This is a genomic window from Micrococcus sp. TA1, from assembly GCF_014199555.1.
Taxonomy (GTDB): domain Bacteria; phylum Actinomycetota; class Actinomycetes; order Actinomycetales; family Micrococcaceae; genus Citricoccus.
In genome coordinates this window covers 502,293-528,706 of record NZ_JACHNW010000002.1, presented here as the reverse complement: position 1 = coordinate 528,706, position 26,414 = coordinate 502,293, and the positions used below count along the sequence as shown (strand labels likewise).

Here is a 26,414-nt window from a genome sequence, read left to right as displayed (position 1 = left end):
CAGCACGGTGGCGCGGAACGGGGCGGAGTTCTCCCCGATCCCCGCGGTGAACACGATCGCCTGCGCCCCGCCGACGGCCACGTGGTAGCCGCCCACGTACTTGGCCAGCCGGTAGGAGGCGACCTTGATGGCGGTCCGGGCGCGGCGGTGGCCGGCGTGGGCGGAGTCCAGCACCTGGCGCATGTCCGCGTTGCCGGACATCCCCAGCAGCCCCGACTCGTTGTTCAGCAGCCGGTCCATCTGCTCGGCGTCGTAGTGGTGGTTCCGGATCAGGTGCGTGATGATCGACGGGTCCACGTCCCCGGAGCGCGTGCCCATGACGAGACCGGCCAGCGGGGTGTAACCCATGGAGGTGTCCACGGACCTCCCGCCGCGGATGGCGGTGGCCGAGGCGCCGTTGCCCAGGTGCAGGATCACCGCGTTGAAGTCGTCCCGGTCGATGCCGAGGGTCTCGGCCGCGATCCCGGTGACCAGGTCGTGGCTGGTGCCGTGGAAGCCGTAGCGGCGGATGCCGTTCTCGGTGTAGAGCGCGTCCGGCAGGGCGTAGCGCCAGGCCTCCTCCGGCATGGTCTGGTGGAAGGAGGTGTCGAAGACGACCACCTGGGGCATGTCCGGCCACCGGTCCGCGATGGCCCGCAGGCCCTGGGCGGCCGCCGGGTTGTGCAGCGGGGCCAGCGGGGCCAGCCGCTCGATCGCCCGGATGACCTCCATGGTCACCAGGGCCGGGGCCTTGAAGCGCTCGCCGCCGTGCACCACGCGGTGGCCGGCGGCGGCGATCTGACGGTCCCCGAGAATCTCCTCCAGTTCCTCGTTGACCCGTTCCAGCGCCTCGACGTGGTTGTCGATCCCGGAGCCGGGCACCCCGATGCGCTCCACCAGGCCCTTCGCCACCACCGGGTCCGCCGGCTCCGTGCCGTCGGCATTGACCTCACGAACCTGGTACTTCAGTGAGGAGGAGCCGGAGTTGATGACGAGGATGAGCATGTCTGGGAGAGCCTTTCTGGGGAGGCGGGGGCCGGAGCCGGTGGTCAGTCGCCCTGGGCCTGGATGGCGGTGATGGCCACGGTGTTGACGATGTCGTCCACCGTGCACCCGCGGGAGAGGTCGTTGACCGGCTTGTTCAGTCCCTGCAGCACCGGCCCGACGGCCACGGCCCCGGAGGACTGCTGGACCGCCTTGTACGTGTTGTTGCCCGTGTTCAGGTCCGGGAAGATGAACACGGTCGCCTGGCCGGCCACCTCGGAGTCCGGCATCTTCGAGGCGGCCACGGAGGCGTTCACCGCCGCGTCGTACTGCAGCGGGCCGTCCACCTTCAGCTCCGGGTGGGCCGCCCGGACCAGTTCGGTGGCGGTGCGGACCTTGTCCACCGCCTCCCCGGAGCCGGAGCCGCCGGTGGAGTAGGACAGCATGGCCACCCGCGGGTCCACGCCGAACTGGTGGGCGGTCACGGACGAGGCGTAGGCGATGTCGGCCAGCTGGTCGGCGTCCGGGTCCGGGTTCACGGCGCAGTCGCCGTAGACCAGGGCGCGGTCCGGCAGCAGCATGAAGAACACGGAGGAGACGATCGAGACCCCGGGACGGGTCTTCACGAACTCCAGTGCCGGGCGGATGGTGTTGGCGGTGGTGTGTGCCGCCCCGGAGACCATGCCGTCCACGTCTCCCAGGTGGACCATCATCGTGCCGAAGTACGCGCCCTCGGTCATCACCTCGCGCGCCCGGTCGATGTCCACCCCCTTGTGGGAGCGCAGCCGGGCGTACTCCTCGGCGTAGCGCTCACGGGCCGGCGCGGTGGCGGGGTCCAGCAGTTCCAGGCCGGTCAGGTCCACGCCCTCGCGGGCCGCCACGTCGCGCACCAGGGCCTCGTCGCCGAGCACCACGAGGTCGCACACGTCCCGGCGGCGCAGGATCTCGGCGGCGCGCAGGATGCGGGGGTCCTCGCCCTCCGGGAGCACGATCCGCTTCCGGTCGGCCCGGGCCCGCTCGATCAGCCCGTGCAGGAAGCGCAGCGGGGTGGTCCGCTCGGCGCGCGGCAGCTGGATGCGCTCGAACAACTCGTTGCCGTCCACGCGCTGGTGCCAGGCGCCCAGGGCTGCGGCGGTCTTGCGGGGCTGGGCGCTGGAGAGCTCGCTGCGCACCGTGGCGACGGACCGGGCCGTGCTGAAGGTGTCGGCGAAAGTGCTGAAGATCGGGAAGGTCGCCCCGGCGTAGAGCCGGCGGATCTGCTCGTTGGGCTCGATCCCGTTGGTCAGGATCATCCCGGAGGCCACGGGGAACTCCGGGGCCAGGGACGAGGCGACGGTGGCGAGCACGGCGTCCGAGCGGTCCCCGGAGACCAGCACGAGGGCGCCCTCACGCAGGATCTGCAGGAAGTTCCCGCCCTCCATGGACACGGCCCTGACCTCGGAGACGTCACGGTCCAGGTTCGTGTTGCCGGCCACCTGGGTCAGGCCGAGGGCGGCGGCGATCTCCGCCACCGAGGGCAGCGCCAGCTCGGGCAGCTCGGGCAGGACGTACACCGGCCAGGCGTGGCGGCCGGGGCGGATGGCCTCGGTGACCGTGTCCAGGCGTGCCGGGTCGGCCCGGTTGACCATCATCGCCAGCAGCTCGACGCCGGACTCGTCCAGGGTGCGCCGGGCCAGGTCCACGGCATCGGCGACGCCGGTCCCGTCCAGCCCGGCAGCGGAGACCACGCCCACCACGGGCGTGCCCAGGTGGCGGGCCAGCGAGGCGTTGAGGTCGAGCTCGATCGCCGGGTCTGCCCCGGTCAGGTCCGTGCCCTCGACCACGATGATCGCGCAGGCCGCAGCCATCTCGTCGAACTGGGCCACGCAGCGCTCGTGCAGTTCGTCGGAACGGCCCTCGGCCAGCATGCCCCGCGCCTCGGCGGCCGTCACCCCGCCCCGGGACCGGCCGGCGTCGAGCCCGTAGCTCTCCCGCATCAGCTGGACCATGGGGTCGGCCTCCACCGAGTCACCCGGGACCACCGGGCGGAAGAAGCCGATCGAACCGGTGCGCTTGTACAGCGAGTCCGCCAGCCCGAGCGTCACGAGGGACTTGCCGGCCCCGTTGGTGGTGGTGGTGACGAAGATGCCCTGGGTCATGTCGCGTTCCAAGCCTTCCCGTGGACGGTGTGCCTCGGATCCCACTCTAGGCGCGCGCTCCGCGGGCTCCGGCCACGTGGGCGCTTTGGGAGCGGCCCTGATCACCGGCTACCGTGTCCTACGCCATTCTCCTGTCATCCCATCGCACCTCACCTAGGGGACACCATGTCACGTCACGACCCCGTGGACCGCCATCATCCGGTCCACAACCCCGAGATCGTCGGGTTCACGCAGGCCGAGATCGACGAGACGCCGGTCAAGGTCAAGTGGAACTCGCTGGGTCCCGGCATCGTCGCCGCCGCCACCGGCGTGGGCGCCGCGGACCTCGTCGCCACCCTGACGGCGGGCTCGCGCTACGGCTACGGGCTCATGTGGGCCGTGGTGCTGGGCGTCATCTTCAAGATCGTGCTCGTGGAGGGCACCGGCCGGTACTACCTGTCCACCGGCAAGACCATCTTCCAGGGCTGGCGCACCCTGGGCGTCTGGACCAGCTGGTACTTCGGCATCTACATCATGATCTGGGGCTTCGTCTACGGGGCCACCGCCATGAGCTCGGTGGCGCTGCCCCTCTCGGCGCTGTTCCCGGAGGTCGACTCCAAGATCTTCGCGATCGTCTCCGGGCTGATCGGCCTGGGCCTGGTGTGGATCAACAAGTACGGGCTCATCGAGAAGCTCATGACCGTGCTCATCGGCATCATGTTCTTCGCCGTGCTGGTCTCGGCGGCCCTGACCGCGCCGAACCTCGGGGAGATCCTCACCGGGCTGATCCCCATGATCCCCGGGGAGGAGGGCGCCATGTTCTACGTCCTCGGACTGGCCGGCGGCGTCGGCGGCACCATCACCCTGGCCGCCTACGGCTACTGGCTGCGCGAGAAGGGCTGGAACACGCCCAAGTGGATGAAGGTCATGCGCTACGACAACGCCACGGCCTACGTCCTCACCGGCATCTTCGTGATCGCCACCATGATCATGGGCGTGGAGCTGCTGCACTCGGCCGGGCTGGCCATCTCCGCCGGTGACCGCGGGCTGCTGGACGTGGGCAACGTGCTGGCCGACCGCTACGGCCAGGCGTTCTCCATCATCTTCCTGATCGGCTTCTTCGCCGCCTCCTTCTCCTCCCTGCTGGGCGTGTGGCACGGCGTCTCGCTGATGTTCGCCGACTTCTGGACGAACTTCCGCAAGCCGGCCGACAGCCTGGACCAGGACGACGCCCCCTCGCTGGAGTCGAAGCCGGCCCGGTTCTACCTGATCTGGCTGACCATCCTGCCGATGTCCCTGCTGTTCCTGGAGCGGCCGATCTTCCTGATCCTGCTCTACGGCACGCTCGGGGCGCTGTTCATGCCGTTCCTGGCCGTCACGCTGCTGTTCCTGAACAACCAGCGCAAGCTCGTCCCGGCGAAGTTCCGCAACCGCTGGTTCCACAACGCCCTGCTGGGCCTCACCGCCCTCGTCTTCGTGGTCCTCGGCGGTTACGAGCTCATCAAGGCGGTGGCGCCGCTCTTCGGCGGCGGCGCATAGCCCACCCCTTGGGCCCCCGGCGGCGGTGGGGCAGACTGGATGCATGATCGTCGCCTTCTCCGTCGCCCCCTCCGGAACGCCCCGCCCCGGGGATCCCGGTACGCAGCACCAGGCCGAGGACGGTTCGGTGCACGACGCCGTGGCCGCCGCCGTGCAGGTGGTCCGGGACTCCGGGCTGCCCAACCGCACCTCCTCGATGTTCACCGAGATCGAGGGGGAGTGGGACGAGGTCATGGCGGTCGTCAAGGACGCCGTGGACGCCGTGGCCCCGTTCGGCTCACGGATCTCGCTGGTGCTCAAGGCGGACATCCGGCCCGGGCACACCGGTGAGCTCGACGGCAAGGTCGAGCGCCTGGAAGCGGCCCTGAAGAACCGGTGAGCGGGTCCGGGAACCAGGCCCGCTTCTACGTCCGCGACGCCGCCCAGGCCGACCTCGAGGCCGTGCTGGCCATGAAGGCCGTCGCCTGGCGCGAGGCCTACGGCCACCTGAGGGACGAACCGTTCTTCACCGCCGCCGAGGCGACCCTGCCGCAACAGGTCGAGCACTGGCGCCGGGAACTGGCGCGGGGCACCGAGCTGTGGCTGGCCGAGGACGCCCGCGGCCGCTGCGTGGGCCTGGCCTCGGCCGGTCCCCTCGTCACCGCGGATGCCCCGGACCCGGCAGCCGGGCCCGGGGCCACCGGGTCCTGGGAGGCGGGGGTCGTTGGGTCGGTCGATGCCGGGTTGCCCCCACTCGAGCTCCGCGCGCTCTACGTGCTGGCCGAGGCCCAGGGGTCCGGCGTGGCCGACGCCCTCCTGGCCCGGGCCGTCGGCAGTTCACCCTGCCGGGTCCGGATCGTCTCGGCCGACGAGTGCGCCCGCGCCTTCTACCGCCGGCACGGTTTCGCCGAGGTCGGCGCCCCCGTCCCGATGACCGGCCCCTGGGCCGGGCTGGACGAGCAGCTCATGGTGCGCCGTGGCGCGTGAGCGTTCCGGCCGGAAGTCCGCGGGCAGGAAGGGCGGTGCCGGGGGCCGCCCGGCCTCGCGCGGCGGGGAGGTTCCGGGGATCGAACCCGGCGTCTTCACCATCGACTCGGGCACCGCGGAGATCCTGCGCGATCCCTTCACCGACGGGGCCTGGCTGCTCAAGCTCAACGGCGCGGAGTCCTCCCAGCTCAACCCGGAGGACCCGCTGGACCTGGGCTTCGAGTACATGCGCTGGATCGCGGCGGTCATCATGCACCGCTGGGCACCGGAGGAGCCACTGCGGATCCTGCACCTGGGCGCCGCCGGGTGCACGCTGGCCCGCTGGGCGGCGGCCTGGTACCCGGACTCCCGGCAGACGGCCGTGGAGCTCGACGCCGGCCTGGCCGCGCTGGCCCGCGACCGCTTCGCCCTGCCCCGCGCCCCGCGGCTGCGGATCCGCGTGGGTGAGGCCGGAGAGGTACTGGGCGGTGCCCATGAGCACAGCCGGGACGTGATCGTCCGGGACGTCTTCGCCGGGACCACGCCCGAGGACCAGGTCACCCCGGATCACCTGGTCGGCCTGGACGCGGCCCGCCACGCCCGGCGGGTGCTGGGCGCGGACGGGGTCTACCTGGTGAACCACGGCGGGGGCCCGGACCTGACCGCCGCACGGCGGGAGGCGGCCACGCTCCGCGCCGTCTTCGGCACCGTGGTGGCGATCGCCGACCCGCAGATGCTCAAGGGCCGGCGTCGCGGCAACATCGTCTTCGCCGCCACGGACGGCCGGCTCACGGCCCGGGACGGGGGAGGGGCCCTCAGCCGGGACGGCCTGGTGCGGCACCTGCTCGCCGACCCGCTCCCGGCCCGCCTCGTGGACCCCGTCACGGACTTCGCGGCAGGGGCCCGGCCCTTAGCCGAACCGCTCCCGGGAACTAAACTGGGATCATCATCCGCCCGTGTCAACGACGACACCGGCGAGAACGACAGGAGGCCGTCATGACCGGTTCACAGGACCACGACAACAGCCCGATCACTCCCGAACAGGCCACCACCCACGGCATCGTGGTGGGCGTGGACGGCTCCGAACAGTCCGTCTCGGCGGCGAAGTGGGGAGCCCGGGAGGCGGAACTGCGCGGCCTGCCCCTGACCCTGGTCACCGCCTACACGATGCCCGTGTTCGCGGCCTCCGCGCTGGAGGCCGGGTACGGCATCCCGGACGACACCATGATCCGCGACGGCGCCATGCAGGTGCTGCAGGGCGTGGTGAACCAACTGGGCAACCTCAACGTGCCGCTGGTGCACCGGGTGGAGATGGGCGACGCCGCCGGGGTGCTGGTGGACTACTCGGCCAATGCCAACCTGCTGGTGGCCGGAACGCGCGGCCGCGGCGGGTTCCTCGGACGACTGCTGGGCTCGGTGGCGGGAGCGCTCCCGGCCCACGCGAAGTGCCCCGTGGTGATCGTGCCCAAGGGTGAACACGCCAGCCGGGCCGCCGAGGGGATCCCCGTGGTGGTCGGCGTGGACGGATCCGAACAGGGCCGCGTGGCGGCGCTGGCCGCGGCCCTGGAGGCCGACGTCCGCCGGTCCCCGCTGCGGGTGGTCATCGCCATGCCGCCGATCTCCGGTGCGGTCGCCTGGCTGCCGGCCACCGTGGACGAGCAGGCCATGATCGAGGAGATGCAGGAGAAGCTCGAGGCTGGGGTCGAGTGGCTGCGTTCCGAGTTCCCGGGGCTGGAGGTCAGCTCCGAGATCATCGACGGCGTGCCGGTGGACGTCCTGGTCGGGGAGTCGAAGACCGCCCGGCTGACCGTCGTCGGCACCCGCGGCCACGGCGGATTCACCGGCGCCCTGCTGGGGTCCACGAGCCAGGGCATCATCTCGCACGCCCACGGTCCCGTCATGGTGGTGCCCTACCTCAAGGACAGCCGCCTGGCGACGCGGGCGAGCTTCGGCCCGATGTACTCCTGACCCGCGCAGCCTGAGGGGGCACCTCATCCCCAGCCGAGATCGTGCAGCGTGGCGTCGTCGATCCCGAAGAAGTGCGCCACCTCGTGGACGACCGTCACCGTGATCTCCTCCACCAGTTCCTCCCGGTCCCGGCACATCCGCAGCAGCGGACCCCGGAAGATCACGATGCGATCGGGGAGCTGCCAGGGCATCTCCGCGCGTTCGGTCAGCGGGATGCCGTCGTAGAGCCCGAGCAGTTCCGTGCCGGGGTCCTCCCAGGGCTCCGGCTCATACTCCTCCTCGACGAAGACCGCCACGTTGGACAGGCGCTCGGTCAGGGCCGGCGGGATCGCCTCGAGGGCGTCGGAGACGGCACGGTCGAAGTCCTCCTCGGACATCTCGGCGGGCTCGGGAGGGTCGGGGTGGTGATCGGATGGGTCCACCCGTCCATCGTGCCCGTTCCCGGGGGGGGGTCTTCGGGCATCGCCCCGGTTTGCGGTTCGGCATGGGAAGCCTCTAGACTCTTGCAGGTCCACTTCGGGAACCCGAAGTGTTCAGGCCCCCATCGTCTAGAGGCCTAGGACACCGCCCTTTCACGGCGGCGACACGGGTTCGAATCCCGTTGGGGGTACGCAGGAAACGCTGGTCCAGCCGTCAGGCCGGGCCGCCGGACGAAGTGGTCAAACCACTGCAAAACGTCTGGTAGAGTGGTTTCTCGCACACTGGCCCTGTAGCGCAGTTGGTTAGCGCGCCGCCCTGTCACGGCGGAGGTCGCGGGTTCGAGTCCCGTCAGGGTCGCTCGGATGTTCCGATTGCCGGATAACACCGGCACGGAGGATCTTGGTGATCACCGGTCTAGCCACCGGATGGTGCCAGGCTCTGTAGCTCAGTTGGTAGAGCGTTCGACTGAAAATCGAAAGGTCACCGGATCGACGCCGGTCGGAGCCACCAGCACGACCGAAGGCCCCCGCTTCCAGCGGGGGCCTTCGCCGTTCCCGGGCCGTGCCCGTCCTGGAGAGCGTGGGGTCAGCGCGGGGCCATGCGCAGGGCGCCGTCCATCCGGATGGTGGTCCCGTTGAGGTAGTGGTGGTCCACGAACGTCTCCACCAGCTGGGCGAACTCCGCCGGCCGGCCCAGCCGGTGCGGGAACGGCACGCCCTCGGCCAGACCCGCCCGGTACTCCTCGCTGATCGTCGCCAGCATGGGCGTCTCCACCACGCCCGGGGCGATGGTGTTCACCCGGATGCCCTTGCTGGCCAGGTCCCGGGCCGCGGTGATGGTCAGGCTGTGCACCCCGCCCTTGGAGGCGGAATAGGCGGCCTGGCCGATCTGCCCCTCGAACGCCGCCACGGAGGCGGTGTTGACCACGACGCCCCGCTGGCCGTCCTCGTCCACGGGTTCCGTGGCCGCCATCGCCTCCGCGGCCAGGGACAGCACCGTGAAGGTCCCGATCAGGTTCACCCGCACCACCGTCTCGAACAGGCGGAGGTCGTGGGGACCGGACTTGCCGAGGATGCGGGCGGAGGGGGCGATGCCGGCACAGTTCACCACCGTGCGCAGGGGGCCGGCCTCGGTCGCGGCCGCGACGGCGGCGCGCACCTGGTCCGGGTCCGTCACGTCGGCGGCGACGTAGGAGACGCCGTCCACCGCGGACGCGTTCTCGATCGAGGAGGGCAGGTCCACGCCGATGACGTGGGCGCCGCGACCGGCGAGCAGCGCGGCGGTGGCGGCGCCGAGCCCGGAGGCGGCACCGGTGACGAGGGCAGAGGTGTTCTTCAGGTCCATGCTCGGCAGGTTACCCGGCCGGGCGCGAACATGACGTGCGCCACACGGCGGGGAAGCCGGCCGGACCCACGCTGATCCGGACCGCCGCTGATCCGGGCCGACGCTGATCCGGCCGGGCCTCAGTGCCTGAGGAACCAGGCCGCCGAGTCCGGCATCAGCTGCCCGTCCTGCAGGGCCTCGTCCTGGCTGAAGATGGCCGCGGCGTAGTGCTCGGGGACGTCCACGGCGGTCTCGCCCAGGTTGGCCAGCACGAGCACCACCTTCTCGGGGATCGGCTCCCCGGAACCCAGGTGCCGGCCGCCACCGGTGGTCACGGTGAAGGCGAGCACCCCGTGGTCCGGGGCGTGGAACCGTGACCAGGCGAACGCCCCGGTGCCCAGGTCCAGTTCGCCGCGCACGGCGATCAACTGGCGGTACAGCTCGAAGGTCGAGCCCTTCACGCCGACCTGCTGGTCGGCGGCGTACCGGGCGTAGGACTCCGGCTGGGGGAGCCAGGGGGCGGCCGGCCGCGCGTCCGCGCCCGGGGCGGCGCCGTCGTCGTCCGCGGGGTTCCCGACGGCGAAGCCGAGCCCGGGCGCCCCGGCGCGCCAGGGCATGGGGATCCGGCAGCCGTCCCGGCCCTTCTCGGCGCCCTCGGTGCGGAAGAAGGTGGGGTCCTGCCGCAGGGAGTCGTCCAGCTCGGTGTGCTCGGGCAGGCCCAGCTCGTCTCCCTGGTAGACGTAGGCGGAGCCGGGCAGCCCCAGCTCGATCAGGGCGGCCGCGCGGGCGCGCTTCCACCCGAGCGCCTCGTCCGGCTGCTCGTCCTCGGCACCGATTCCCGAGGGGTAGCGGGTGGGGTCGGTCAGTCCGAAGCGGGAGGCGTGGCGGACCGTGTCATGGTTGGACAGCACCCAGGTGTTCGGAGCGCCCACCTTGTCCGCCTCCTCCACGGAGACCGTGATGGCATCCGAGAGCCGGACGGCGTCCCAGCCGGCCATCAGGAAGGTGAAGTTGAACGCCTGGTGCATCTCGCCCGGGCGGACATAGCGGAAGAGCCGCTCCAGCGGGGCCACCCAGGCCTCCGCCACCAGCACCGGGTCGTGGTCGTACTCCGAGAGCACCGCGTTCCACGAGCGGTAGATCTCGTGGACGCCCTCCTGGTCGTGGTACGGGACCGGGTGGGAGTGGTCCTGCGGGTTCTCCTCGGCGTGGCCGGAGACGTCCATCCCGTCATCGGTGCTCAACGCCGCCGGCGCCAGGCCGGCGTCCGAGACCATGCCGGGGCGCTCGGCGTGGTCCGGCAGGCCCTCGGCCTTGACCAGCCCGTGGGCCACGTCCACCCGGAACCCGTCCACCCCCCGGTCCAGCCAGAACCGCAGGATGTCCTCGAACTCGTCCCTGACCTCCGGGTTCTCCCAGTTCAGGTCCGGCTGGGAGGAGTCGAACAGGTGCAGGTACCAGTCCCCGGGCGTGCCGTCCGGGTTCGTGGTGCGCGTCCAGGCCTGCCCGCCGAAGGTGGACTGCCAGTTGTTCGGCGGCTCCGAACCGTCGGCCCCGGCCCCGGGACGGAACATGTACCGGTCCCGGGCCGCCCGGCCCTCCTCCGTGTCCGGGTCGGCGGCCAGTGCCTCGGTGAACCAGGGGTGGGCCGAGGAGGTGTGGTTGGGGACCAAGTCCACGATGATGCGCAATCCGGCCTCATGGGCGGCGTCGATCAGGGCGTCGGCGTCCGCCAGGGTGCCGAAGAGCGGGTCCACGTCCCGGTAGTCGGCGACGTCGTAGCCGCCGTCCTTCTGCGGGGAGACATAGAACGGGGACAGCCAGACGGCGTCCACCCCGAGCTGCTGCAGGTAGGGCAGTCTCGCCGTCACCCCGGCCAGGTCACCCATGCCGTTGCCGTCCGCGTCTGCGAAGGAGCGGGGATAGACCTGGTAGATCACGGCGTCCACCCACCAGGGGTTCTGCGGACGGTTGCGGGCTTCGGACGGAGGAGTGCTCAGGGGTCCCGTGGTCATGGGCCCAGCCTAGTGGTCCACGGTTTCCGGGGCAGGGGGCGGATCCGCCACCCCTCGTCCGCCGCGCCGGGCACCGCGGGCGGTCCTTCGCACGGCCCCCGCCCCTGGACGGGGCTCGCGGGGGCTCAGCTGGCGCGGCCGAGCTGCCGCACGGGCAGCCACCGCCGCACCATGCGGTGGTTCGCCACCACCGCCGCCTCCTGGTCGCCGTCCTCCAGCGCCTCGAGCGCGGTGCGGACGTCGAAGGGGGAGTCGTCCGGCCAGACCAGCCGGGCCAGGCCGCCGTAGTCCAGTTCCACCATGGAGTCCGGGTGGAAGGACTCCAGCCAGGCCACGAGGACGGTGAGGTCGCTCAGCAGGTCCATGTCCGGCGCGTGCAGGGAGAGCACCACGGCCGCCCGCCGGGCCCGCTCGAGGGCGAGGGCGAGCGGGACGGTGACCCGCACGGTCCGGACGGCGCCCGCGTCGAAGGCGCCCCCGGCCGGTGCGGAACCGGGGTCCGTCTCGACCTCGATGGTGTCGTCCTCGTGGACGAGGGCGAACCAGGACGCCGGCACGCCCCAGACCGCGGTCCGGGTGTGGACGTGCCGCAGCTCCTCGGGGCCGTCCGCCTCCAGGTGCTCGGCGAGGCGTTCCAGGTTGGCCCGCCGGGCCGCCTCCGGGACCACCAGGTTGAAGGTCTGCGGACGCATCGACTCCGCGAGCTGCTCCGCGGACAGTTCACAGCGCAGCGCCATCTCGTCCGGGCAGAAGTACTCCGAGACGGGGCCGTCCGCCGGCCCGGGCACCTGCAGCACGCGGACCAGGTCCGACCCGTGGGGGAACGGGTCGGTGACGTCGCGCAGCAGCCGGCGCCACGCCCGTCGGGACGCCTCCTCCTCCGCCGCCGCACGCGTGCGGTGACGGACGCGCAGGAACCCGGCCTGGACGGCGTCGGGAAACGCGGCGAGGGGCTGGTAGACGCGCAGCTCGGACTGGTATTCCATGGGCCCGGTTCAGGCCCCCGCGGCCGGGCCGAGCTCCACGACCACGGGGGCGTGGTCCGAGGCGCCCTTGCCCTTGCGCTCGTCACGGTCGATCCAGGCGTCCGTGACGGAGGTGGCCAGGGCGGGAGAGGCAAGCACGAAGTCGATGCGCATGCCCTCCTTCTTGGGGAACCGCAGCTGCTTGTAGTCCCAGTACGTGTAGACCCCCGGGCCGGGGTGGCGGGGACGGACCACGTCCTGGAAGCCCGCCTCCTCGAAGGCGTGGAAAGCGGCGCGCTCGGCGGGTGAGACGTGGGTCAGCCCCTCGTCCAGGAAGAACTGCATGTCCCAGACGTCCTCGTCCCGCGGGGCGATGTTCCAGTCCCCGGTGAGGGCCAGGCGGAGCGAGGGGTCCCCGGCGACCGCATCCACCGCGTGCTCACGGAGCACGTCCAGCCAGTGCAGCTTGTAGGCCATGTGCTCGTCCTCGAGGGCACGGCCGTTGGGGACGTAGAGGGACCAGATCCGCAGAGAGTCCTCGCCCTGGCCGACGGTGGCGGCGATCGCCCGGGCCTCCTGGACGGCATCCACGCCGCCCTTGCCGAACTCCGGCTGGCCCACGAAGGTCCGCTCCACGTCCGCCAGGCCCACGCGCGAGGCGATGGCCACCCCGTTCCACTGCGAGAAACCGAAGTGCGCCACCTCGTAGTCCATGCGCTCGAAGAGCTCCCACGGGAAGTTCTCGTCCTTGCACTTGGTCTCCTGGATCGCCAGGACGTCCACGTCCGTGCGCTCGAGCCAGGACTCCACGCGGTCGGCACGGGCACGGAGGGAGTTCACATTCCAGGTCGCGATCTTCACCCGGCCAGCCTAGCCAAGACCTTCCGCCAGGGGCGCTTCGGGCCGGGCTCAGTCCTGGCGCCACCACGAGTCGAGGATGCTGACCGGGGTGGTCCGCTTGTGGCGGGACCGCAGGTAGACCTGCTCGAGCTTCTCCGCCGCGTCGGTGGGAACCACCCTGCCCTCGAGGTAGTCGTCGATCACGTCGTAGCTCAGCCCGAGCTCGGCCTCATCGGTCTGACCGGGCTTGTCGTCCAGCAGGTCCGCGGTGGGGACCTTCGCCCAGAGCCGCTCCTCGGCGCCCAGGTGCTTCAGCAGCTGCCGGTTCTGCCGCTTGTTCAGGCCGAACAGCGGCAGCACGTCGGCCGCTCCGTCCCCGAACTTGGTGAAGAAGCCGGTCACGGACTCCGCGCTGTGATCGGTGCCGATCACCAGCAGCCCGTGCGCACCGGCGATGGCGTACTGGGCCACCATGCGCACCCGGGCCTTGACGTTGCCCTTGTTGAAATCGGTGATCGGCTCCCCGGTGGCGGCGGTGAACTCAGCCTCGAAGCCATCCACGGCGGCCGCGATGTCGAACGTGGTCTCCGCGTCACCGTCGATGAAGTCCAGGGCGGCCTGGGCGTCGTCCTCGTCATGCTGGACGTTGTAGGGCAGCCGGACGGGGACGAACTCGGCCTGGATGCCCTCGGCGCGCAACCCCTCGACGGCCAGCTGGGCGAGCCGGCCGGCCAGCGTGGAGTCGAGTCCGCCCGAGATGCCCAGGACGAATCCCCTCGCGCCGCTGGCTCGCAAGTAGTCCTGGAGGAACTGGACACGTGCGGCCGCCTCGGCGGCTGGATCGATCTCCGGCTTGACACCGAACTCGGCAATGATGGCCTTCTGCATTTCGCGCATGGGCCCAGCCTAGGGGCGGTTTTAGGTGCGCGACCAGCCGAGGTTCCGCGCCATGGTCTGCAACGCGGTCATCACGGTCTCGTACTGCTCCTCGTCCAGGCCCTCGGTGATGTCGGCCCGCATCTCCTCGACCACGGCGGCCACGCGCTCGCCGCTGGTGCGTCCGGTGCTCGTGAGGGTGTAGAGATCGCCCTCCACCACGAGCCAGCCGGACTCCACCAGTTCGTCCAGGTTCTCCTTCACCGTGCGCGGGCCCTCGTCCGACCCGGCCACGGGCGGCGGCAGCACGTGCCCGAGCTCCTCGGCGGACTGCGGGCGGGAGGTCAGGGCGTTCATCAGCTGCCACTGGGCCCGGGTCAGGCCGTGTTCGGCCAGGGACTCGTTGACGCGCTGGGTGAGCAGCGTGTCCACCATGTTGAGCCAGTAGCTGAGCAGCTGTTCGGTGGGACGGTCCGACAGGGGTTCCTGGGGAGGCTGGGGATCGCTCATGTCACCACCCTAGGAGGGGTCCGCCCGAGAATCTAGGATGGACGGCATGACTACTCAGACCCCGGATTCCCCCGCCGCCCGCTCGGCGGACCAGAAGGCGCGGGACCGTGCCCGGTTGCTCGAGCTCATCCAGGAACTGGCCGTCGTCCGGGGCCGGGTCACGCTGTCCTCCGGGCAGGAGGCCGACTACTACATCGACCTGCGCCGGGTCACCCTGCACCATGAGGCCGCACCGTTGGTCGGCCGCGTCATGCTCGACCTGCTGGATGGGGCCGGCATCGGGTTCAGCGCCGCGGGCGGGCTGACCATGGGGGCCGATCCGGTCGGCACCGCGATCCTGCACGAGGCCGGCCGGCAGGGCCGGGGCGTCGACGCGTTCGTGGTGCGCAAGGCCCAGAAGTCCTACGGGATGGGCCGCCAGGTCGAGGGTCCCGCCGTCGAGGGCCGGGACGTCGTCGTGCTCGAGGACACCTCGACCACCGGTGGCTCCGCCCTGACCGCCGTGGAGGGCGTCCGCGCCGCCGGTGGCACCGTGCGGGCCGTGGCCGTGATCGTGGACCGTTCCACCGGTGCCGCCGAACGGATCGAGTCCGAGGCCGGCGTGCCCTACCTCTTCGCCTTCGGCAAGGACGACCTGGGCCTCGACTGACGGCGGGGCGCCGGAGCGCGCTTACAGCCAGTCGTTGCGCCTGAACAGGACGTAGAGCACCACGGCGATCGCCAGCATGAGCCCGAGGGCGAAGGGGTAGCCCCAGGCCCAGTGGAGTTCCGGCATGCGGTCGAAGTTCATGCCGTAGATGGAGCCGATCAACTGCGGGGCGAAGATGATGGCCGCCCAGGACGAGATCTTCTTCACCTGGTCGTTCTGCCGCACGGACTCCTCGGCGAGCTTCTTGGAGGTCAGGGTCGAGTCCAGCTCCAGGGCGTGCTCGAGCATGGTCCGCATGGCCATGACGCGGTCGTTGAGCTGCTCCGTGTGGTCCTGGACGTCCCGCAGCTTGCGGACCACCTCGACCTTGGACGGGTCCGTCTCCAGGTTCTCGATCATGTTGTCGAGCATGTACGGCAGGGACCGGATCGCCCGCTGGAAGTTCACCACCTCCCGGGAGAGCTGGTAGATGCGCCGGGAGACGTTGCCGTCCCCCGCGAAGATCTGGTCCTCGATCTCCGCGATGTCGTTGTCCAGGCCGTCCGCGACCGGGAAGTAGTCGTCCACCACCGTGTCCAGGATCCCGTGCACCACGGCGGAGGTCCCCGCGGCGAGCCGTTCGGGCCGGTCCCGCTCCAGGTGCAACCGCACGCGGGAGAGGTCCGGCACCTCGGAGTGGCGCACCGTGACCACGAAGTTCGCCCCGACGAACACGTTGAGCTCGCCGAACTCGACCGTCTCGGTCTCGTCGATGTAGCGGGCTGGGATCAGCACGAAGAACCGGTCGTCGTCGTAGTGCTCGAGCTTGGCCCGCTGCCCGCCGGCCAGCGCGTCCTCGACCGCCAGCTCGTGCAGGTTCAGCTCCTCGGCGACCTCCTGCAGCTCCGCCTCGTCCGGCCGGTACAGCCCGACCCAGGCCATGCCACCCAGCCGTTCACACTCCTCGAAGGTCTCCTGGAGGCTGGTGGGGGCCAGGATGCGCTTGCCGTCCTTGTAGATGGCGTTGTCGACGATGGTCACGGCTCCATTGTGCGCCCTGCGGACCGGGCCCGCGGGCACAGCCACTGGCCGCGCCGTCCGGTGCGGTGAGAGCCTGATCGGCATGACCCGGACTGGCGGCTGGCCTGCGTGGCCCCTTCCGCCCGGGGTGACGACAGACCAGAGGAGCCTGATACCGCAACCCGGAGAGAAGCCATCATGCCGAGGACCGGACAGGCGGATCGGCAGCAGGAAGACCAGGTGGATCGCGATCGCCGTGACGACCACCACGGGGATGCGCCACAGTTCGATCCCCAGGGTGTCGCGCAGCTGAGCGGACGTCACGCTGAAGGCCTCCGTCCGCTCAGCCTGGGCCCGCCCCGTGGCCGGCGTCCGGGACACCGCCCATCACCGGGGGCCGTGGTGCGGCGGCCGATGAGATGGCAGGGTGGACACGGTCACCGTGCCGCGGCGGCACGCGGCGGCCGCTCCCAGGACCACTGGAAGGAATCTCACCATGACCGGAACACCGACGGTCATCGTCTTCGATGTCAACGAGCCCCTCTCGGACATGTCGGCCATGCACCACCTGGGTGAACCGAAACGGAGCTGTCTACCCCTCCTCCTGCGCACACCCTGACCTCACAGTGGCCGCCCTGACGGATCTGGCTCCGGCCCTCACCACGGCATCCTGAACGCAACCCCCGATCCAGGCCGGCACCGCCGACACCCACGCTGGCCAGAAGAGGAGAACCATGGAACACCAGCCGGTGGCCCGCCGCACCATCACGGTCGATGGCGCCGACCTGTCCTACCTCACCAGCGGAGATGAAGACGCCCCGCCCCTGGTCCTGGTGCACGGCACCTTCTGGAGCCGGGTGTGGGCGCCGATCCTGCCCGAACTGGGGCACACCGCCCGGTGCATCGCCCTGGACCTGCCGGGCTTCGGGGCCAGCGCCGGAGAACTCCCCGTCGAGCAGGCCACCGTCCCGGCTCTGGCGCGGACCGTCCTGGCGGCCGCCGATGCCCTAGGACTGGGCACTTTCGACGTGGCCGGCCATGACATCGGCGGAGGCATCGCCCAACACCTGGCCGCGACCACCGGCCGGATCCACAGGATGGTGCTGATGAACGCGGTCATGTTCGACTCCTGGCCGGTACCGGCCGTCGAACGATACCGCGACCCCCAGGTACGGGCAGCCACCACCGTCGAGGACCTCCTCGAGGCGCGCACCACCTCCACCCGGGGCAGCGTCCACCGCACCCTGGGCGATGCCGAACTGGCCGACTACCTCAGTCCCTGGCGCGATCCGGCCAGGGTGCGGTCCTGGACGGCGATGGCCGCGGCCGCCGCCCCCGAATACACCCTGGCCCTGATTCCCGCCTTGCAGGAGGCGGCCATTCCGACCCGGCTGGTGTGGGGCCGGGAGGATGATTTCCAGAAGCTCCACTACGCCCGCCGCTACGTCACCGAGATCCCCGGTTCGGACCTGGTCGAGGTACACGGCAAGCACATCCCCACCGAGGACTCTCCCCTCGACGTCGCGCACGCCATCCGGGAACACCTCACTCCAGGCGCCTAGGGCCCTCCTCCCAGCCGGGCACATGCGGCCTCTCGGCGTACTCAGGGTTCTCGGCCCAGAGATCCACACGGCATGGCGCCCTTCCGCTGACCCCTGGATGCGCGGAGCGCTCGGATCAGCGCAGCCAGCGCTCCCGATGCCCCGGGAGCCGCCCGTTCCGGGCTGTGCTGCGCCGGACGTCCAGTCAGTGTGCTAGCAGCAGCGTCCCTGCGGGTTCCGGTCCTGCCAGTCCATCCTGTCCTTCCAGAAGGCCCGCTCGGACATCGGCTCGACACCCGGGTGCACCCGGGCCTGGTGGGCCAGGTAGTGCTGGTAGGCGTCCGCCCCGAGCACGCCGCGAAGGAACCACACGGTGCTCCGCCAGGCCGTGGTGAGCGAGGCGGCCAGTGTGCGCAGTGCCTGCGCCGCCACGGTCAGTGCCTCCCGCGGACCGGCTGGCGCTCGGGCGGCAGGGCCTTCCACTGCGCCTCGAGGGCCTTCTCGGCCGGGGTGGAGATGAGCCCGGAGGGCGCGTAGATGCGGGACTCGACCCGGGGATCCTCGTTCTCCGGCACGCCGCGCGTCCGGTAGGACTTCACGGTCGCCACGACGGCCATGGTGATGACGATGATCGTCAGCACCATGAACACCACCGACAGCGTCCCCTGCACGAAGGTGTTGCGCACGACCGCCTCCATGGCCTCGACCGATTTGGCCGTGCCGAAGCTGGTCTGCCCGTCCTCGAGCGCCTGGCGGAACGCGTTGTGCTGGGCCCAGTAACCGACCGCCGGAACCGGGGAGAAGATCTTGTACAGCGAGGCGGTGATGGTGACCACGGCGGCGAACGCCAGTGGGAGCACCACCACCCACAGGTACTTGAAGGTGCCCCGCTTCGCCACGATCGCCATGACCACGGCCAGTGCGATCGCGGCGAGCAATTGGTTGGCGATGCCGAAGAGCGGGAAGAACGTGTTGATGCCCCCCAGGGGGTCGGTGACGCCGAGGATGAGGATGTATCCCCAGCCGGCGACCATGATCGCCGTACACAACCAGGCGCCCGGGCGCCAGGACGTGTCCTTGAACCGGGGGATGAAGTTGCCGATCGTGTCCTGCAGCATGAACCGGGCCACGCGGGTACCCGCGTCCACGGCGGTGAGGATGAACAGGGCCTCGAACATGATCGCGAAGTGGTACCAGAAGCCCATCATCGCGGGCCCGCCGAACCACTGGTTCATGATCGTCGCGATGCCCACGGCGAGCGTCGGGGCGCCACCGGTGCGGGACACCACGGACTCCTCGCCGACATTGGCCGCAAGGTCCGTGAGTGTCTCGGGCGCCAGGTTCACGCCCATCAGCCCCAGCGAGTTGACGAACTGGACGGCGCCCTCCACGGTGCCCCCGGTCACGGCCCCCGAGGAGTTCATCGCGAAGTAGACGCCGCGGTCGATCGAGATCGCGGCGACGAGCGCCATGATCGCCACGAAGGACTCCATGAGCATGCCGCCGTAGCCCAGGAAGCGGGTCTGCCTCTCCTTCTCCACGAGCTTCGGCGTGGTCCCGGAGGAAATCAGGGCATGGAATCCCGACAACGCGCCGCAGGCGATGGTGACGAAGAGGAAGGGGAACAGTGACCCGGGGACGACCGGACCGTCCTCGCGTCCGGCGAACTCTGAGATGGCCGGCACGGTGATCTCGGGGCGCACCACGACGATCGCGATGGCCAGCAGGCCGATGACGCCGATCTTCATGAACGTGGAGAGGTAGTCGCGGGGGGCCAGGAGCAGCCACACGGGCAGGACGGCGGCCACGAAACCGTAGATGATGATCGCCCAGGCGATGGTGGTCCGGTCCAGGTGGAACAGCTCGGCGCCCCACGCGGACTCGGCGACCCAGCGGCCCGAGATGATCGCGAACATCAGCAGCGCGAAACCGATCACGGAAACCTCCATGACCCGGCCCGGGCGTAGGAAGCGCAGGTAGACGCCCATGAAGAGGGCGATGGGAATGGTCAGGGCGACCGAGTAGACACCCCAGGCGGACTCGCCCAGGGCGTTGACGACGACCAGCGCCAGGATCGCCACGATGATGATCATGATCATCAGGGTCGCCAACAGGGCGGCGGTGCCACCGATGATCCCCAGTTCCTCCCGGGCCATCTGACCCAGGGAGCGGCCCCCGCGGCGCATCGAGAAGAACATGACGAGGTAGTCCTGGACCGCGCCGGCCAGCACCACGCCGATGATGATCCACACGGTCCCGGGCAGGTAGCCCATCTGGGCCGCCAGGACGGGGCCGACGAGGGGGCCGGCGCCCGCGATCGCCGCGAAGTGGTGGCCGAACAGGACCCGCCGGTCCGTCGGCATGAAGTCCCGCCCGTTGTTGTTGTACTCGGCCGGCGTGGCCCGGGTGTCATCCGGCCGCGTGATCTTCCGCTCGATGAACTTCGAGTAGAACCGGTAGGCGATGAGGTAGGTGCACACGGCGGCGAACACGAACCAGATGGCGTTGATCGTCTCGCCGCGGGAGATGGCCAGGATGGCCCACGCGATGCCGCCGACCAGGGCGATGACCGCCCAGAGGATGATCTTGCCCGGAGTCCACTTCCGGTCCTCCTGCTCCGCTACCTCGGGGTCGACGGCGGTCGGTGGCAATCCGGTGGTGGGCGCGGAACTCTCGGTCATCTCATCCCTCATCTCACGGTGCCGCGTGGTGCGGGGGGCCTCGTCCCGGAGGCTGGCGCGGCGGGTGCATGACCACTGTCCTCCGGCGCGCGTCAGCACGTCAATACCCACCGCTGGGGCGGCTAGCGTAGGGGCCATGAGTGAACGTGGAGTCTTCAAGCCCGCCGAGTCCGTCACCACCGCCCCGCTGGCGGCACTCGGGCTGATCGGCGGCTACCTGACCGCCCGCGAGACCGGGACCCGTCCCCTCGGCGGGGTCGTCCTGGCCGCGGTCGGCGCCTACGCGGGCCGCACCTGGGCGGCGAAGGCCGGCGCGGGCACCACCGCCGCGCTGTCCGCCGTGTACCTGGGCGGGTTCGGCGCCTCGCACCCGCTGGCCAAGAAGATCGGCGCCTGGCCCTCGGTGCTCACCGTGGCGGCCGCCTCGGCGCTGGCCTCGTGGGCGCTGGTGGACCGCAAGGGGTGACGCCCGACGCCGGACCCGGCACCCCGGGTGCCCCGGTGCCGGCCGCACTGGACCCGGACGTGCCGGCCGAGGCGGACGCCGGCGTCGTGCCCGGTGAGGGGCACCCGCGCGAGGTGGGCGTGGGCCCCTGGGAGGGTGACTGGCCGACGGGGGAGCACTGGGACCCGGACCTGCTGCGGCACGGGGACCGGCGCAACGTGGCCGACCACTACCGCTACTGGTCGCTGGAGGCGATCGTCGCCGACCTGGACACCCGCCGGCACTCCTTCCACGTGGCCATCGAGAACTGGCAGCACGACCTGAACATCGGCACCGTGGTGCGCACCGCCAACGCGTTCAACGCCGCCGGCGTGCACATCATCGGCCGGCGCCGCTGGAACCGGCGCGGGGCCATGGTCACGGACCGCTACCTGCACGTGCACCACCACCCGACGGTGGAGGACTTCATCGACTGGGCACGGTCCGAGGGACTGACGGTGCTGGGCATCGACATCTTCCCGGACTCGGTGCCGCTGGAGACCTACCGGCTGCCCGAGCGGTGCGTGCTGGTCTTCGGCCAGGAGGGGCCGGGACTGTCCGAGGAGGTGCACCGCGCGGCGGAGGCGACGCTGTCCATCGCCCAGTTCGGCTCCACCCGGTCCATCAACGCCGGCGTGGCGGCGGGGATCGCCATGCACGCCTGGGTCCGCCGCCACGTGTTCGGTACCTGACCGCCGCCGCGGCATCCGCCGGACACCCTCACGGGAGTCCACCGGCCGCGCGGGCTCGTAGGCTGGACCACAGCACCGCGTCCTCCAGGCCTCAGGAGCCAGCCCGTGACCACACCGCATGCCCCGCAGCACCCGCAGGATCCCTTGGCCGGCACCGGTCCGCACCGGGCCGGCCCCGGCGCCACCCCGGACGGTGACGCCGAGCCCGCCACCGGGTCCCCGGCCGCACGGCCACCGGGACCGTGGTCGGACGGGATGGGCCGGGCCGGGGCCCGGGCCGGGCAGACGCTGCTGATCGCCGCGGTCGTCGTCGGGGTCCTGTGGCTCCTGCTGCGCGTGAGCGTCGTGCTGGTCGCGGTGCTGGTCGCGTTCATCCTGGCGGCCGCCGTGGCCCCGCTGGTGCGGTGGCTGGTGGCCAGGGGCTGGTCCCACCTCTGGGCCACCCTCGCGGCCTTCCTGGGCATCCTGGTCCTCGTCGGTGGCGTGGTCACCGGAGTGGTCGTCGCCGTCCGGAACGAGTGGGACGCCCTCACCGCCTCGGCGATCGCCGGCTGGCAGCAACTGCAGGACTGGATCACCTCCGGCCCGCTGCCGGTGGACGCCGGGGCCCTGCAGGACGTCACCGGTCAGGTCACGGACTTCCTCACCGGTGGTGAGTTCGCCCGGGGCCTGGCCAGCAACACCCTGACCGGCCTGTCCGCGGCCACCGAGTTCCTCACCGGCGTGGTGCTGATGGTCGTGGTGCTGTTCTTCCTGCTCAAGGACGGCTGGAAGATCACCAGCTTCACCCTCCGCTGGTTCCGGGACGGGACCCGCGCCAAACTCGCCGAGTCCGTGGACCGGTCCTCGCAGGTGCTCGGCGGCTACGTCCGCGGCACCGCCACCGTGGCCCTGGTGGACGCCGTGCTGATCGGGCTCGGCCTGTTCATCATCGGCGTCCCGCTGGCCCTGCCCCTGGCGGTGATCGTGTTCATCGGTGCGTTCGTGCCCATCGTGGGGGCCACGGTCGCCGGGATCCTGGCCGCCCTGGTCGCCCTGGTCACCACCGGGCCGGTCGAGGCCCTGATCGTGGTCGCGATCGTGGTCGCCGTCAACCAGCTCGAGGGCAACCTGCTCCAGCCCGTCGTCATGGGCCGCACCCTGAGCCTGCACGCCCTGATCGTGCTGCTGGCCCTGACGGTCGGCACCATCGTGGGCGGGATCTTCGGTGCCATCCTGGCCGTGCCCTACACCGCCGTGGCGTGGACCCTGATCCAGGTCTGGTCCGATCGCTACCAGACCGGCCCCGACCCGGTGCTGGGCCAGGACCCCCTCGACCCGAAGGACCGGGCCTCCGCCAAGGCCACCCCGGCCCAGCGCCTGCGCTACCAGCGCATGCGCCGCCAACGCCGCAGGAGCGTGACCCCGGCGGCGGCCGGATCCCACGGGCCCGCCCAGGCGCCACCCGAGGGCGATGACGTCGACGCCGCCACCGCGGACCGGGGGCCCCAGGGCTGAACCGGCGGGCGCCGGGCCCGCGACCAGGTCACCCTGGTGCGGGCGCGGCCCCCGTGCCCGTCCGGTCGCTAGGATGGCTTGCGGACAGGGTCTGCACCGGGGCTGCCTGCCCGCCCCGCCCGCAGGCCGGACTTCCCGACGCCGGCATGTTCGCCGGCGCTCACGGTCACCAGATGCCAAGGAGCCGCAATGCCCATCGCTTCCCCGGACAAGTACGCCGAGATGATCGACTCCGCCAAGGAGGGCGGCTACGCCTACCCGGCGATCAACGTCACCAGTTCCCAGACGCTGAACGCGGCCATCCGCGGTTTCGCCGAGGCCGGTTCGGACGGCATCATCCAGGCGTCCACCGGCGGCGCGGCATACTTCTCCGGCTCCTCCGTCAAGGACATGGTCACCGGTTCCCTGGCCATGGTGGCCTTCGCCCGTGAGGTGGCGAAGAAGTACGACGTCAACATCGCCCTGCACACCGACCACTGCCCGAAGGACAAGCTGGACGGCTTCGTCATGCCGCTGCTGGACGCCTCCGAGGCCGAGGTGAAGGCCGGCCGGGACCCGCTCTTCAACTCCCACATGTGGGACGGCTCCGCCGAGACCCTGGAGGAGAACCTGCGCATCGGCCGCGAGCTGCTGGCCCGGACCCACGCCAACCGGCAGATCCTCGAGGTGGAGATCGGCGTCGTCGGCGGGGAGGAGGACGGCGTGGCCCACGAGATCAACGACAAGCTCTACACCACCGTCGAGGACGGGCTCGCCACCATCGAGGCCCTCGGCACCGGGGAGAACGGCCGGTACATCACCGCGCTGACCTTCGGCAACGTCCACGGCGTCTACAAGCCGGGCGGCGTGAAGCTGCGCCCGGAGATCCTGGACGGGATCCAGCGCGAGGTCGGGGCGAAGATCGGCAGGGAGCGCCCCTTCGACCTGGTCTTCCACGGCGGCTCCGGCTCCTCCCAGCAGGAGATCTCCGATGCCGTCTCCTACGGCGTCATCAAGATGAACGTGGACACGGACACCCAGTACGCCTTCACCCGGCCGGTGGCCGGGCACATGTTCACCAACTACGACGGCGTGCTGAAGGTGGACGGCGACGTCGGCAACAAGAAGGCGTACGACCCGCGCGTCTGGGGTGCCCTGGCCGAGACGTCCATGGCCGAGCGCATCGTCCAGGCCTGTCAGGAACTGGGCTCCGCAGGCAAGTCCATCAAGTAACCCCACCGACAGCCCGGGCCGGCCGGCCCGGGCTGCCCACCGGAAGGAACGCCCATGCCGTGGTACGCGTGGATCGCCATCATCGCCATCCTCGTCTGGGGTGGGATCACCGTGTTCAGCATGGCCACGGGCAGGCCGCTGCCGTGGTCCGAGGGCGCCGATCCGCAGGAACTGGACGCACTGCGCAAGCGGGTCGAGGCGCTCGAGAAGGGCACGGCCCGGCCGGAGCTGGAGCAGCGGGTCGACCGTCTGGAGGCCCGGCAGGACCGCCGGGAGGCGCGCGACGTGGAGCACGACCGGTGGGCCCGGCAGGCCCGCGAGCTCGGATGGGACGAGGGCGGGGAGCCGGGGCACGGCTAGAGTCGGGGGTGAACCCGCCCCGCCCACGACCGCCCCGGAAGGAGCACCATGTCTGACGCGTCCCTGGTCGGCAGGAACCTGATGCAGCCCGAACCCACCTACCTGCCCGAGGAGCACGAGGTCCTCGCGCGGATCGAGGCCGGTGACCTGCCGGAGGACCTCGCCACCCGGTTCCCGAAGTCCTCGCTGGCCTGGGCCCTCATGGCGCAGGACGCCTGGGGCGAGGGCCGCACCATCGATGCCTACGCCTATGCCCGCGTCGGCTACCACCGCGGACTGGACGCCCTGCGCGGCGCCGGTTGGCGCGGGGCCGGCCCCGTGCCGTACAGCCACGAGCCCAACCGCGGTTTCCTGCGCTCGCTCTACCTGCTCGGCCAGGCCGCCGCGGCCATCGGCGAGGGCGAGGAGGTCCACCGGATCGACGCCTTCCTGGCCGACGCCGACCCCCGCGCCAAAGACGAGATCGCCCGGGGCTGAGCCGTGACCGCCTCCGTCCTGGTCGGCACCTTCAACGAACCCGGTGAGCACGTCCCCGCCCTGCCCACCTCGGGGGGCATCGTGCGCACGACCGGCTGGCCGGAGGGCCCGGAGGCGGTGGCCGGTTCCGGTCCGGACGCCCCGTCCTGGCTGGTCGCGGGGCGCCCGGGCACCCCGTCGGAGGGCCTGCTGTACGCCGCCCAGCACGTGCCCGAGGGAGCGCTGGCGGTCCTGTCACCGTCGGAGCCGGACGCCGGGACGGAGGACGTCGGCTGGATCACCACCCAGCGGATCCCCAGCGGGGGCGAGAACACCTGCCACGCCGACCTGAACCCCGCCGGGACGTGGCTGGCTGCGGCCTCCTATGACTCGGGCACCCTGACCGTCGCCAGGGTCCTCGGCGACGGCCGGCTGGGCCGGCCGATCGCGGTCCAGGCCCCGGAGGGCTCCGGGCCGGTGCCCTCCCGTCAGGAGGCCCCGCACCTGCACTTCGTGCTGTTCCTCGACGACGACCGCCTGCTCGTCACGGACCTCGGCGGCGACCGGATCCTGGAGTACTCGGTGGCCGCCCTCGAGGCCTCGGCCCGGGCCGCCGGGGGCGACGCCACGGAGGAGACCCCCGGCGCGGCCGACGGCCAGGCCTACCGCGAGACCAGCGGGGTCGTCGGGGAGGGACTGGACGACCGCGACGGCGGGAGCTCCGCGGACGGCGACGCGACCGACGTCGTGCGCGTGGAGACCGAACCGACCGCCGTGCACCGCCTGCCCGGTGGCACCGGACCGCGTCACCTCGCGGTGCTGCCCCCGCTCCCGGGGTCCGACCGGCCCGGGCCGCACCTCGCGGTCGTGGGCGAACTGGACTCGCGACTGCACATCCTGGGCCTCGAGGCCGGGCCGGAGGGCTTCCCGGAGATCGGCATCGTCCCGACCCACGCCCAGGACGCGGATCCGGAGTCGGCCCGGGACAACCTGCCCTCACACCTGGTGGTCTCGGCGGACGGCGCCCTGGTCTACGTGGCCAACCGCGGGCGGAACACCATCGGGGTGATCCGCCGCGGCGAGGCGCCCGAGCTGGTCGCCGAGGTGCCGTGCGGCGGGGACTGGCCCCGCCACATCGCCCTGGCCGGGCCGCCCGGGGGGCAGGGACTGCTCGTCGCGCTGGAACGGGGCGACGCCGTGGTGCACCTGCCGTTCGATGCCGAGAGCATCCCGCGGGGCGTCACCGGACGGACCGCGGTCCGGCGCCCCGGGTTCGTGCTGCCGCTGGACTGAGCCGGGTTCATCTGCCCCGGGAGGGCTCCCGGGGGCCGGTAGGGTGGCCTCGACCCGATCCCAGACCCT

General features: G+C 71.3%; 26 protein-coding genes and 3 tRNA genes. 17 read left to right on the top strand and 12 right to left on the bottom strand.

Going from position 1 to position 26,414, the window contains the following annotated elements:
* Both GGQ69_RS13740 and pta read right to left on the bottom strand, forming a co-directional pair.
* A partial coding sequence (locus GGQ69_RS13740; RefSeq protein WP_183529433.1) for an acetate/propionate family kinase occupies positions 1-984 on the bottom strand: 984 nt, incomplete at its 3' end.
* A 44-nt stretch (positions 985-1,028) separates the two neighbouring features.
* Entirely contained in the window at positions 1,029-3,101 is a 2,073-nt protein-coding gene (gene pta / locus GGQ69_RS13735; protein ID WP_183529431.1) for a phosphate acetyltransferase, read from the bottom strand.
* Positions 3,102-3,266: 165 nt separating this feature from the next.
* On the opposite strand from pta, the gene GGQ69_RS13730 reads away from it, so the two are divergent.
* Genes GGQ69_RS13730 through GGQ69_RS13710 form a run of 5 tightly spaced genes read left to right on the top strand, consistent with a single transcriptional unit; the run spans position 3,267 to position 7,532 of the window.
* Entirely contained in the window at positions 3,267-4,619 is a 1,353-nt protein-coding gene (locus tag GGQ69_RS13730) for an Nramp family divalent metal transporter (protein ID WP_183529429.1), read from the top strand.
* A gap of 43 nt (positions 4,620-4,662) precedes the next feature.
* On the top strand, positions 4,663-4,998 hold the full coding sequence (locus GGQ69_RS13725) for a thiamine-binding protein (protein ID WP_010143582.1): 336 nt from the start codon (positions 4,663-4,665) through the stop codon (positions 4,996-4,998).
* Positions 4,995-5,585, top strand: a complete 591-nt coding sequence (locus GGQ69_RS13720) for a GNAT family N-acetyltransferase (protein WP_298045106.1) — start codon at positions 4,995-4,997, stop codon at positions 5,583-5,585. Before GGQ69_RS13725 ends, GGQ69_RS13720 begins: the two co-directional genes overlap by 4 nt.
* The gene (locus GGQ69_RS13715) at positions 5,575-6,564 is read left to right on the top strand and encodes a spermidine synthase (protein ID WP_183529427.1); all 990 of its coding nucleotides are present in this window, start codon (positions 5,575-5,577) and stop codon (positions 6,562-6,564) included. Before GGQ69_RS13720 ends, GGQ69_RS13715 begins: the two co-directional genes overlap by 11 nt.
* Positions 6,561-7,532 (top strand): universal stress protein, encoded by a 972-nt coding sequence (locus GGQ69_RS13710; protein WP_183529425.1) that lies wholly within the window; start codon positions 6,561-6,563, stop codon positions 7,530-7,532. Before GGQ69_RS13715 ends, GGQ69_RS13710 begins: the two co-directional genes overlap by 4 nt.
* A 23-nt stretch (positions 7,533-7,555) precedes the next feature.
* Here GGQ69_RS13710 and GGQ69_RS13705 read toward each other — a convergent pair whose 3' ends face one another.
* Positions 7,556-7,954 (bottom strand): metallopeptidase family protein, encoded by a 399-nt coding sequence (locus tag GGQ69_RS13705; protein WP_298045108.1) that lies wholly within the window; start codon positions 7,952-7,954, stop codon positions 7,556-7,558.
* 115 nt (positions 7,955-8,069) lie between these two features.
* Here GGQ69_RS13705 and GGQ69_RS13700 point away from each other — a divergent pair.
* From GGQ69_RS13700 to GGQ69_RS13690, 3 genes are all read left to right on the top strand, one after another.
* A tRNA-Glu gene (locus tag GGQ69_RS13700) sits at positions 8,070-8,142 on the top strand.
* Between the two features lie 93 nt (positions 8,143-8,235).
* Positions 8,236-8,309, top strand: a tRNA-Asp gene (locus tag GGQ69_RS13695).
* A gap of 77 nt (positions 8,310-8,386) precedes the next feature.
* Positions 8,387-8,462 (top strand) — tRNA-Phe (locus GGQ69_RS13690).
* Between the two features lie 75 nt (positions 8,463-8,537).
* On the opposite strand, the gene GGQ69_RS13685 is transcribed toward GGQ69_RS13690, so the two are convergent.
* From GGQ69_RS13685 to GGQ69_RS13660, 6 genes are all read right to left on the bottom strand, one after another.
* Positions 8,538-9,296 (bottom strand): SDR family NAD(P)-dependent oxidoreductase, encoded by a 759-nt coding sequence (locus tag GGQ69_RS13685; protein WP_183529423.1) that lies wholly within the window; start codon positions 9,294-9,296, stop codon positions 8,538-8,540.
* A gap of 119 nt (positions 9,297-9,415) precedes the next feature.
* Positions 9,416-11,290 (bottom strand): alpha-amylase family glycosyl hydrolase, encoded by a 1,875-nt coding sequence (locus tag GGQ69_RS13680; protein WP_183529421.1) that lies wholly within the window; start codon positions 11,288-11,290, stop codon positions 9,416-9,418.
* 125 nt (positions 11,291-11,415) lie between these two features.
* The gene (locus GGQ69_RS13675) at positions 11,416-12,276 is read right to left on the bottom strand and encodes a hypothetical protein (RefSeq protein WP_183529420.1); all 861 of its coding nucleotides are present in this window, start codon (positions 12,274-12,276) and stop codon (positions 11,416-11,418) included.
* A gap of 9 nt (positions 12,277-12,285) precedes the next feature.
* Positions 12,286-13,116 carry an exodeoxyribonuclease III gene (locus GGQ69_RS13670; protein WP_183529418.1) on the bottom strand — a complete coding sequence of 277 codons (831 nt, stop codon included), beginning with the start codon at positions 13,114-13,116 and terminating at the stop codon, positions 12,286-12,288.
* A 48-nt stretch (positions 13,117-13,164) separates the two neighbouring features.
* Positions 13,165-13,992, bottom strand: coding sequence for an ammonia-dependent NAD(+) synthetase (gene nadE / locus GGQ69_RS13665; protein WP_183529416.1), 828 nt, complete (start codon positions 13,990-13,992; stop codon positions 13,165-13,167).
* 21 nt (positions 13,993-14,013) lie between these two features.
* Complete coding sequence (locus GGQ69_RS13660) at positions 14,014-14,481, bottom strand: MarR family winged helix-turn-helix transcriptional regulator (RefSeq protein ID WP_183529414.1); 468 nt, start codon at positions 14,479-14,481, stop codon at positions 14,014-14,016.
* Between the two features lie 46 nt (positions 14,482-14,527).
* On the opposite strand from GGQ69_RS13660, the gene pyrE reads away from it, so the two are divergent.
* Complete coding sequence (pyrE, locus tag GGQ69_RS13655) at positions 14,528-15,130, top strand: orotate phosphoribosyltransferase (protein ID WP_183529412.1); 603 nt, start codon at positions 14,528-14,530, stop codon at positions 15,128-15,130.
* 21 nt (positions 15,131-15,151) lie between these two features.
* Here the strand turns inward: pyrE and GGQ69_RS13650 are convergent, their stop codons facing one another.
* Entirely contained in the window at positions 15,152-16,150 is a 999-nt protein-coding gene (locus GGQ69_RS13650; RefSeq protein WP_183529410.1) for a magnesium and cobalt transport protein CorA, read from the bottom strand.
* Between the two features lie 713 nt (positions 16,151-16,863).
* On the opposite strand from GGQ69_RS13650, the gene GGQ69_RS13645 reads away from it, so the two are divergent.
* Positions 16,864-17,691 carry an alpha/beta fold hydrolase gene (locus tag GGQ69_RS13645; protein ID WP_183529408.1) on the top strand — a complete coding sequence of 276 codons (828 nt, stop codon included), beginning with the start codon at positions 16,864-16,866 and terminating at the stop codon, positions 17,689-17,691.
* Positions 17,692-17,883: 192 nt separating this feature from the next.
* Here GGQ69_RS13645 and GGQ69_RS13640 read toward each other — a convergent pair whose 3' ends face one another.
* A complete protein-coding gene (locus GGQ69_RS13640; RefSeq protein ID WP_183529406.1) occupies positions 17,884-18,102 on the bottom strand; it encodes a YbdD/YjiX family protein in 219 nt (72 codons plus the stop codon).
* A gap of 2 nt (positions 18,103-18,104) precedes the next feature.
* Positions 18,105-20,351 (bottom strand): carbon starvation CstA family protein, encoded by a 2,247-nt coding sequence (locus tag GGQ69_RS13635; protein ID WP_183529405.1) that lies wholly within the window; start codon positions 20,349-20,351, stop codon positions 18,105-18,107.
* A gap of 136 nt (positions 20,352-20,487) precedes the next feature.
* Between GGQ69_RS13635 and GGQ69_RS13630 the strand changes: the two genes are divergently transcribed.
* The 7 genes from GGQ69_RS13630 to GGQ69_RS13600 all read left to right on the top strand — a co-directional run bounded on the left by GGQ69_RS13630 (position 20,488) and on the right by GGQ69_RS13600 (position 26,345).
* A complete protein-coding gene (locus GGQ69_RS13630) occupies positions 20,488-20,817 on the top strand; it encodes a hypothetical protein (RefSeq protein ID WP_183529403.1) in 330 nt (109 codons plus the stop codon).
* A complete protein-coding gene (locus GGQ69_RS13625) occupies positions 20,814-21,527 on the top strand; it encodes a TrmH family RNA methyltransferase (protein ID WP_370577191.1) in 714 nt (237 codons plus the stop codon). The genes GGQ69_RS13630 and GGQ69_RS13625 overlap by 4 nt, the downstream gene beginning before the upstream one ends.
* Positions 21,528-21,632: 105 nt before the next feature.
* Positions 21,633-23,024 carry an AI-2E family transporter gene (locus GGQ69_RS13620; protein WP_183529401.1) on the top strand — a complete coding sequence of 464 codons (1,392 nt, stop codon included), beginning with the start codon at positions 21,633-21,635 and terminating at the stop codon, positions 23,022-23,024.
* Positions 23,025-23,213: 189 nt separating this feature from the next.
* Complete coding sequence (gene fbaA / locus GGQ69_RS13615; RefSeq protein ID WP_183529399.1) at positions 23,214-24,236, top strand: class II fructose-bisphosphate aldolase; 1,023 nt, start codon at positions 23,214-23,216, stop codon at positions 24,234-24,236.
* 54 nt (positions 24,237-24,290) lie between these two features.
* Positions 24,291-24,596 (top strand): hypothetical protein, encoded by a 306-nt coding sequence (locus tag GGQ69_RS13610; protein WP_183529397.1) that lies wholly within the window; start codon positions 24,291-24,293, stop codon positions 24,594-24,596.
* A gap of 48 nt (positions 24,597-24,644) precedes the next feature.
* On the top strand, positions 24,645-25,073 hold the full coding sequence (locus GGQ69_RS13605; protein WP_010143545.1) for a DUF3151 domain-containing protein: 429 nt from the start codon (positions 24,645-24,647) through the stop codon (positions 25,071-25,073).
* A 3-nt stretch (positions 25,074-25,076) separates the two neighbouring features.
* On the top strand, positions 25,077-26,345 hold the full coding sequence (locus tag GGQ69_RS13600) for a beta-propeller fold lactonase family protein (protein ID WP_183529396.1): 1,269 nt from the start codon (positions 25,077-25,079) through the stop codon (positions 26,343-26,345).
* Positions 26,346-26,414: the final 69 nt, after the last annotated feature.

Coding starts and splice junctions, on each gene's coding strand:
- pta (WP_183529431.1), bottom strand. CDS start 3,101: ATGACCCAGGGCATCTTCGTCACCACCACCACCAACGGGGCCGGCAAG.
- GGQ69_RS13730 (WP_183529429.1), top strand. CDS start 3,267: ATGTCACGTCACGACCCCGTGGACCGCCATCATCCGGTCCACAACCCC.
- GGQ69_RS13725 (WP_010143582.1), top strand. CDS start 4,663: ATGATCGTCGCCTTCTCCGTCGCCCCCTCCGGAACGCCCCGCCCCGGG.
- GGQ69_RS13710 (WP_183529425.1), top strand. CDS start 6,561: ATGACCGGTTCACAGGACCACGACAACAGCCCGATCACTCCCGAACAG.
- GGQ69_RS13685 (WP_183529423.1), bottom strand. CDS start 9,296: ATGGACCTGAAGAACACCTCTGCCCTCGTCACCGGTGCCGCCTCCGGG.
- GGQ69_RS13680 (WP_183529421.1), bottom strand. CDS start 11,290: ATGACCACGGGACCCCTGAGCACTCCTCCGTCCGAAGCCCGCAACCGT.
- GGQ69_RS13675 (WP_183529420.1), bottom strand. CDS start 12,276: ATGGAATACCAGTCCGAGCTGCGCGTCTACCAGCCCCTCGCCGCGTTT.
- nadE (WP_183529416.1), bottom strand. CDS start 13,992: ATGCGCGAAATGCAGAAGGCCATCATTGCCGAGTTCGGTGTCAAGCCG.
- GGQ69_RS13660 (WP_183529414.1), bottom strand. CDS start 14,481: ATGAGCGATCCCCAGCCTCCCCAGGAACCCCTGTCGGACCGTCCCACC.
- pyrE (WP_183529412.1), top strand. CDS start 14,528: ATGACTACTCAGACCCCGGATTCCCCCGCCGCCCGCTCGGCGGACCAG.
- GGQ69_RS13645 (WP_183529408.1), top strand. CDS start 16,864: ATGGAACACCAGCCGGTGGCCCGCCGCACCATCACGGTCGATGGCGCC.
- GGQ69_RS13635 (WP_183529405.1), bottom strand. CDS start 20,351: ATGACCGAGAGTTCCGCGCCCACCACCGGATTGCCACCGACCGCCGTC.
- GGQ69_RS13630 (WP_183529403.1), top strand. CDS start 20,488: ATGAGTGAACGTGGAGTCTTCAAGCCCGCCGAGTCCGTCACCACCGCC.
- fbaA (WP_183529399.1), top strand. CDS start 23,214: ATGCCCATCGCTTCCCCGGACAAGTACGCCGAGATGATCGACTCCGCC.
- GGQ69_RS13610 (WP_183529397.1), top strand. CDS start 24,291: ATGCCGTGGTACGCGTGGATCGCCATCATCGCCATCCTCGTCTGGGGT.
- GGQ69_RS13605 (WP_010143545.1), top strand. CDS start 24,645: ATGTCTGACGCGTCCCTGGTCGGCAGGAACCTGATGCAGCCCGAACCC.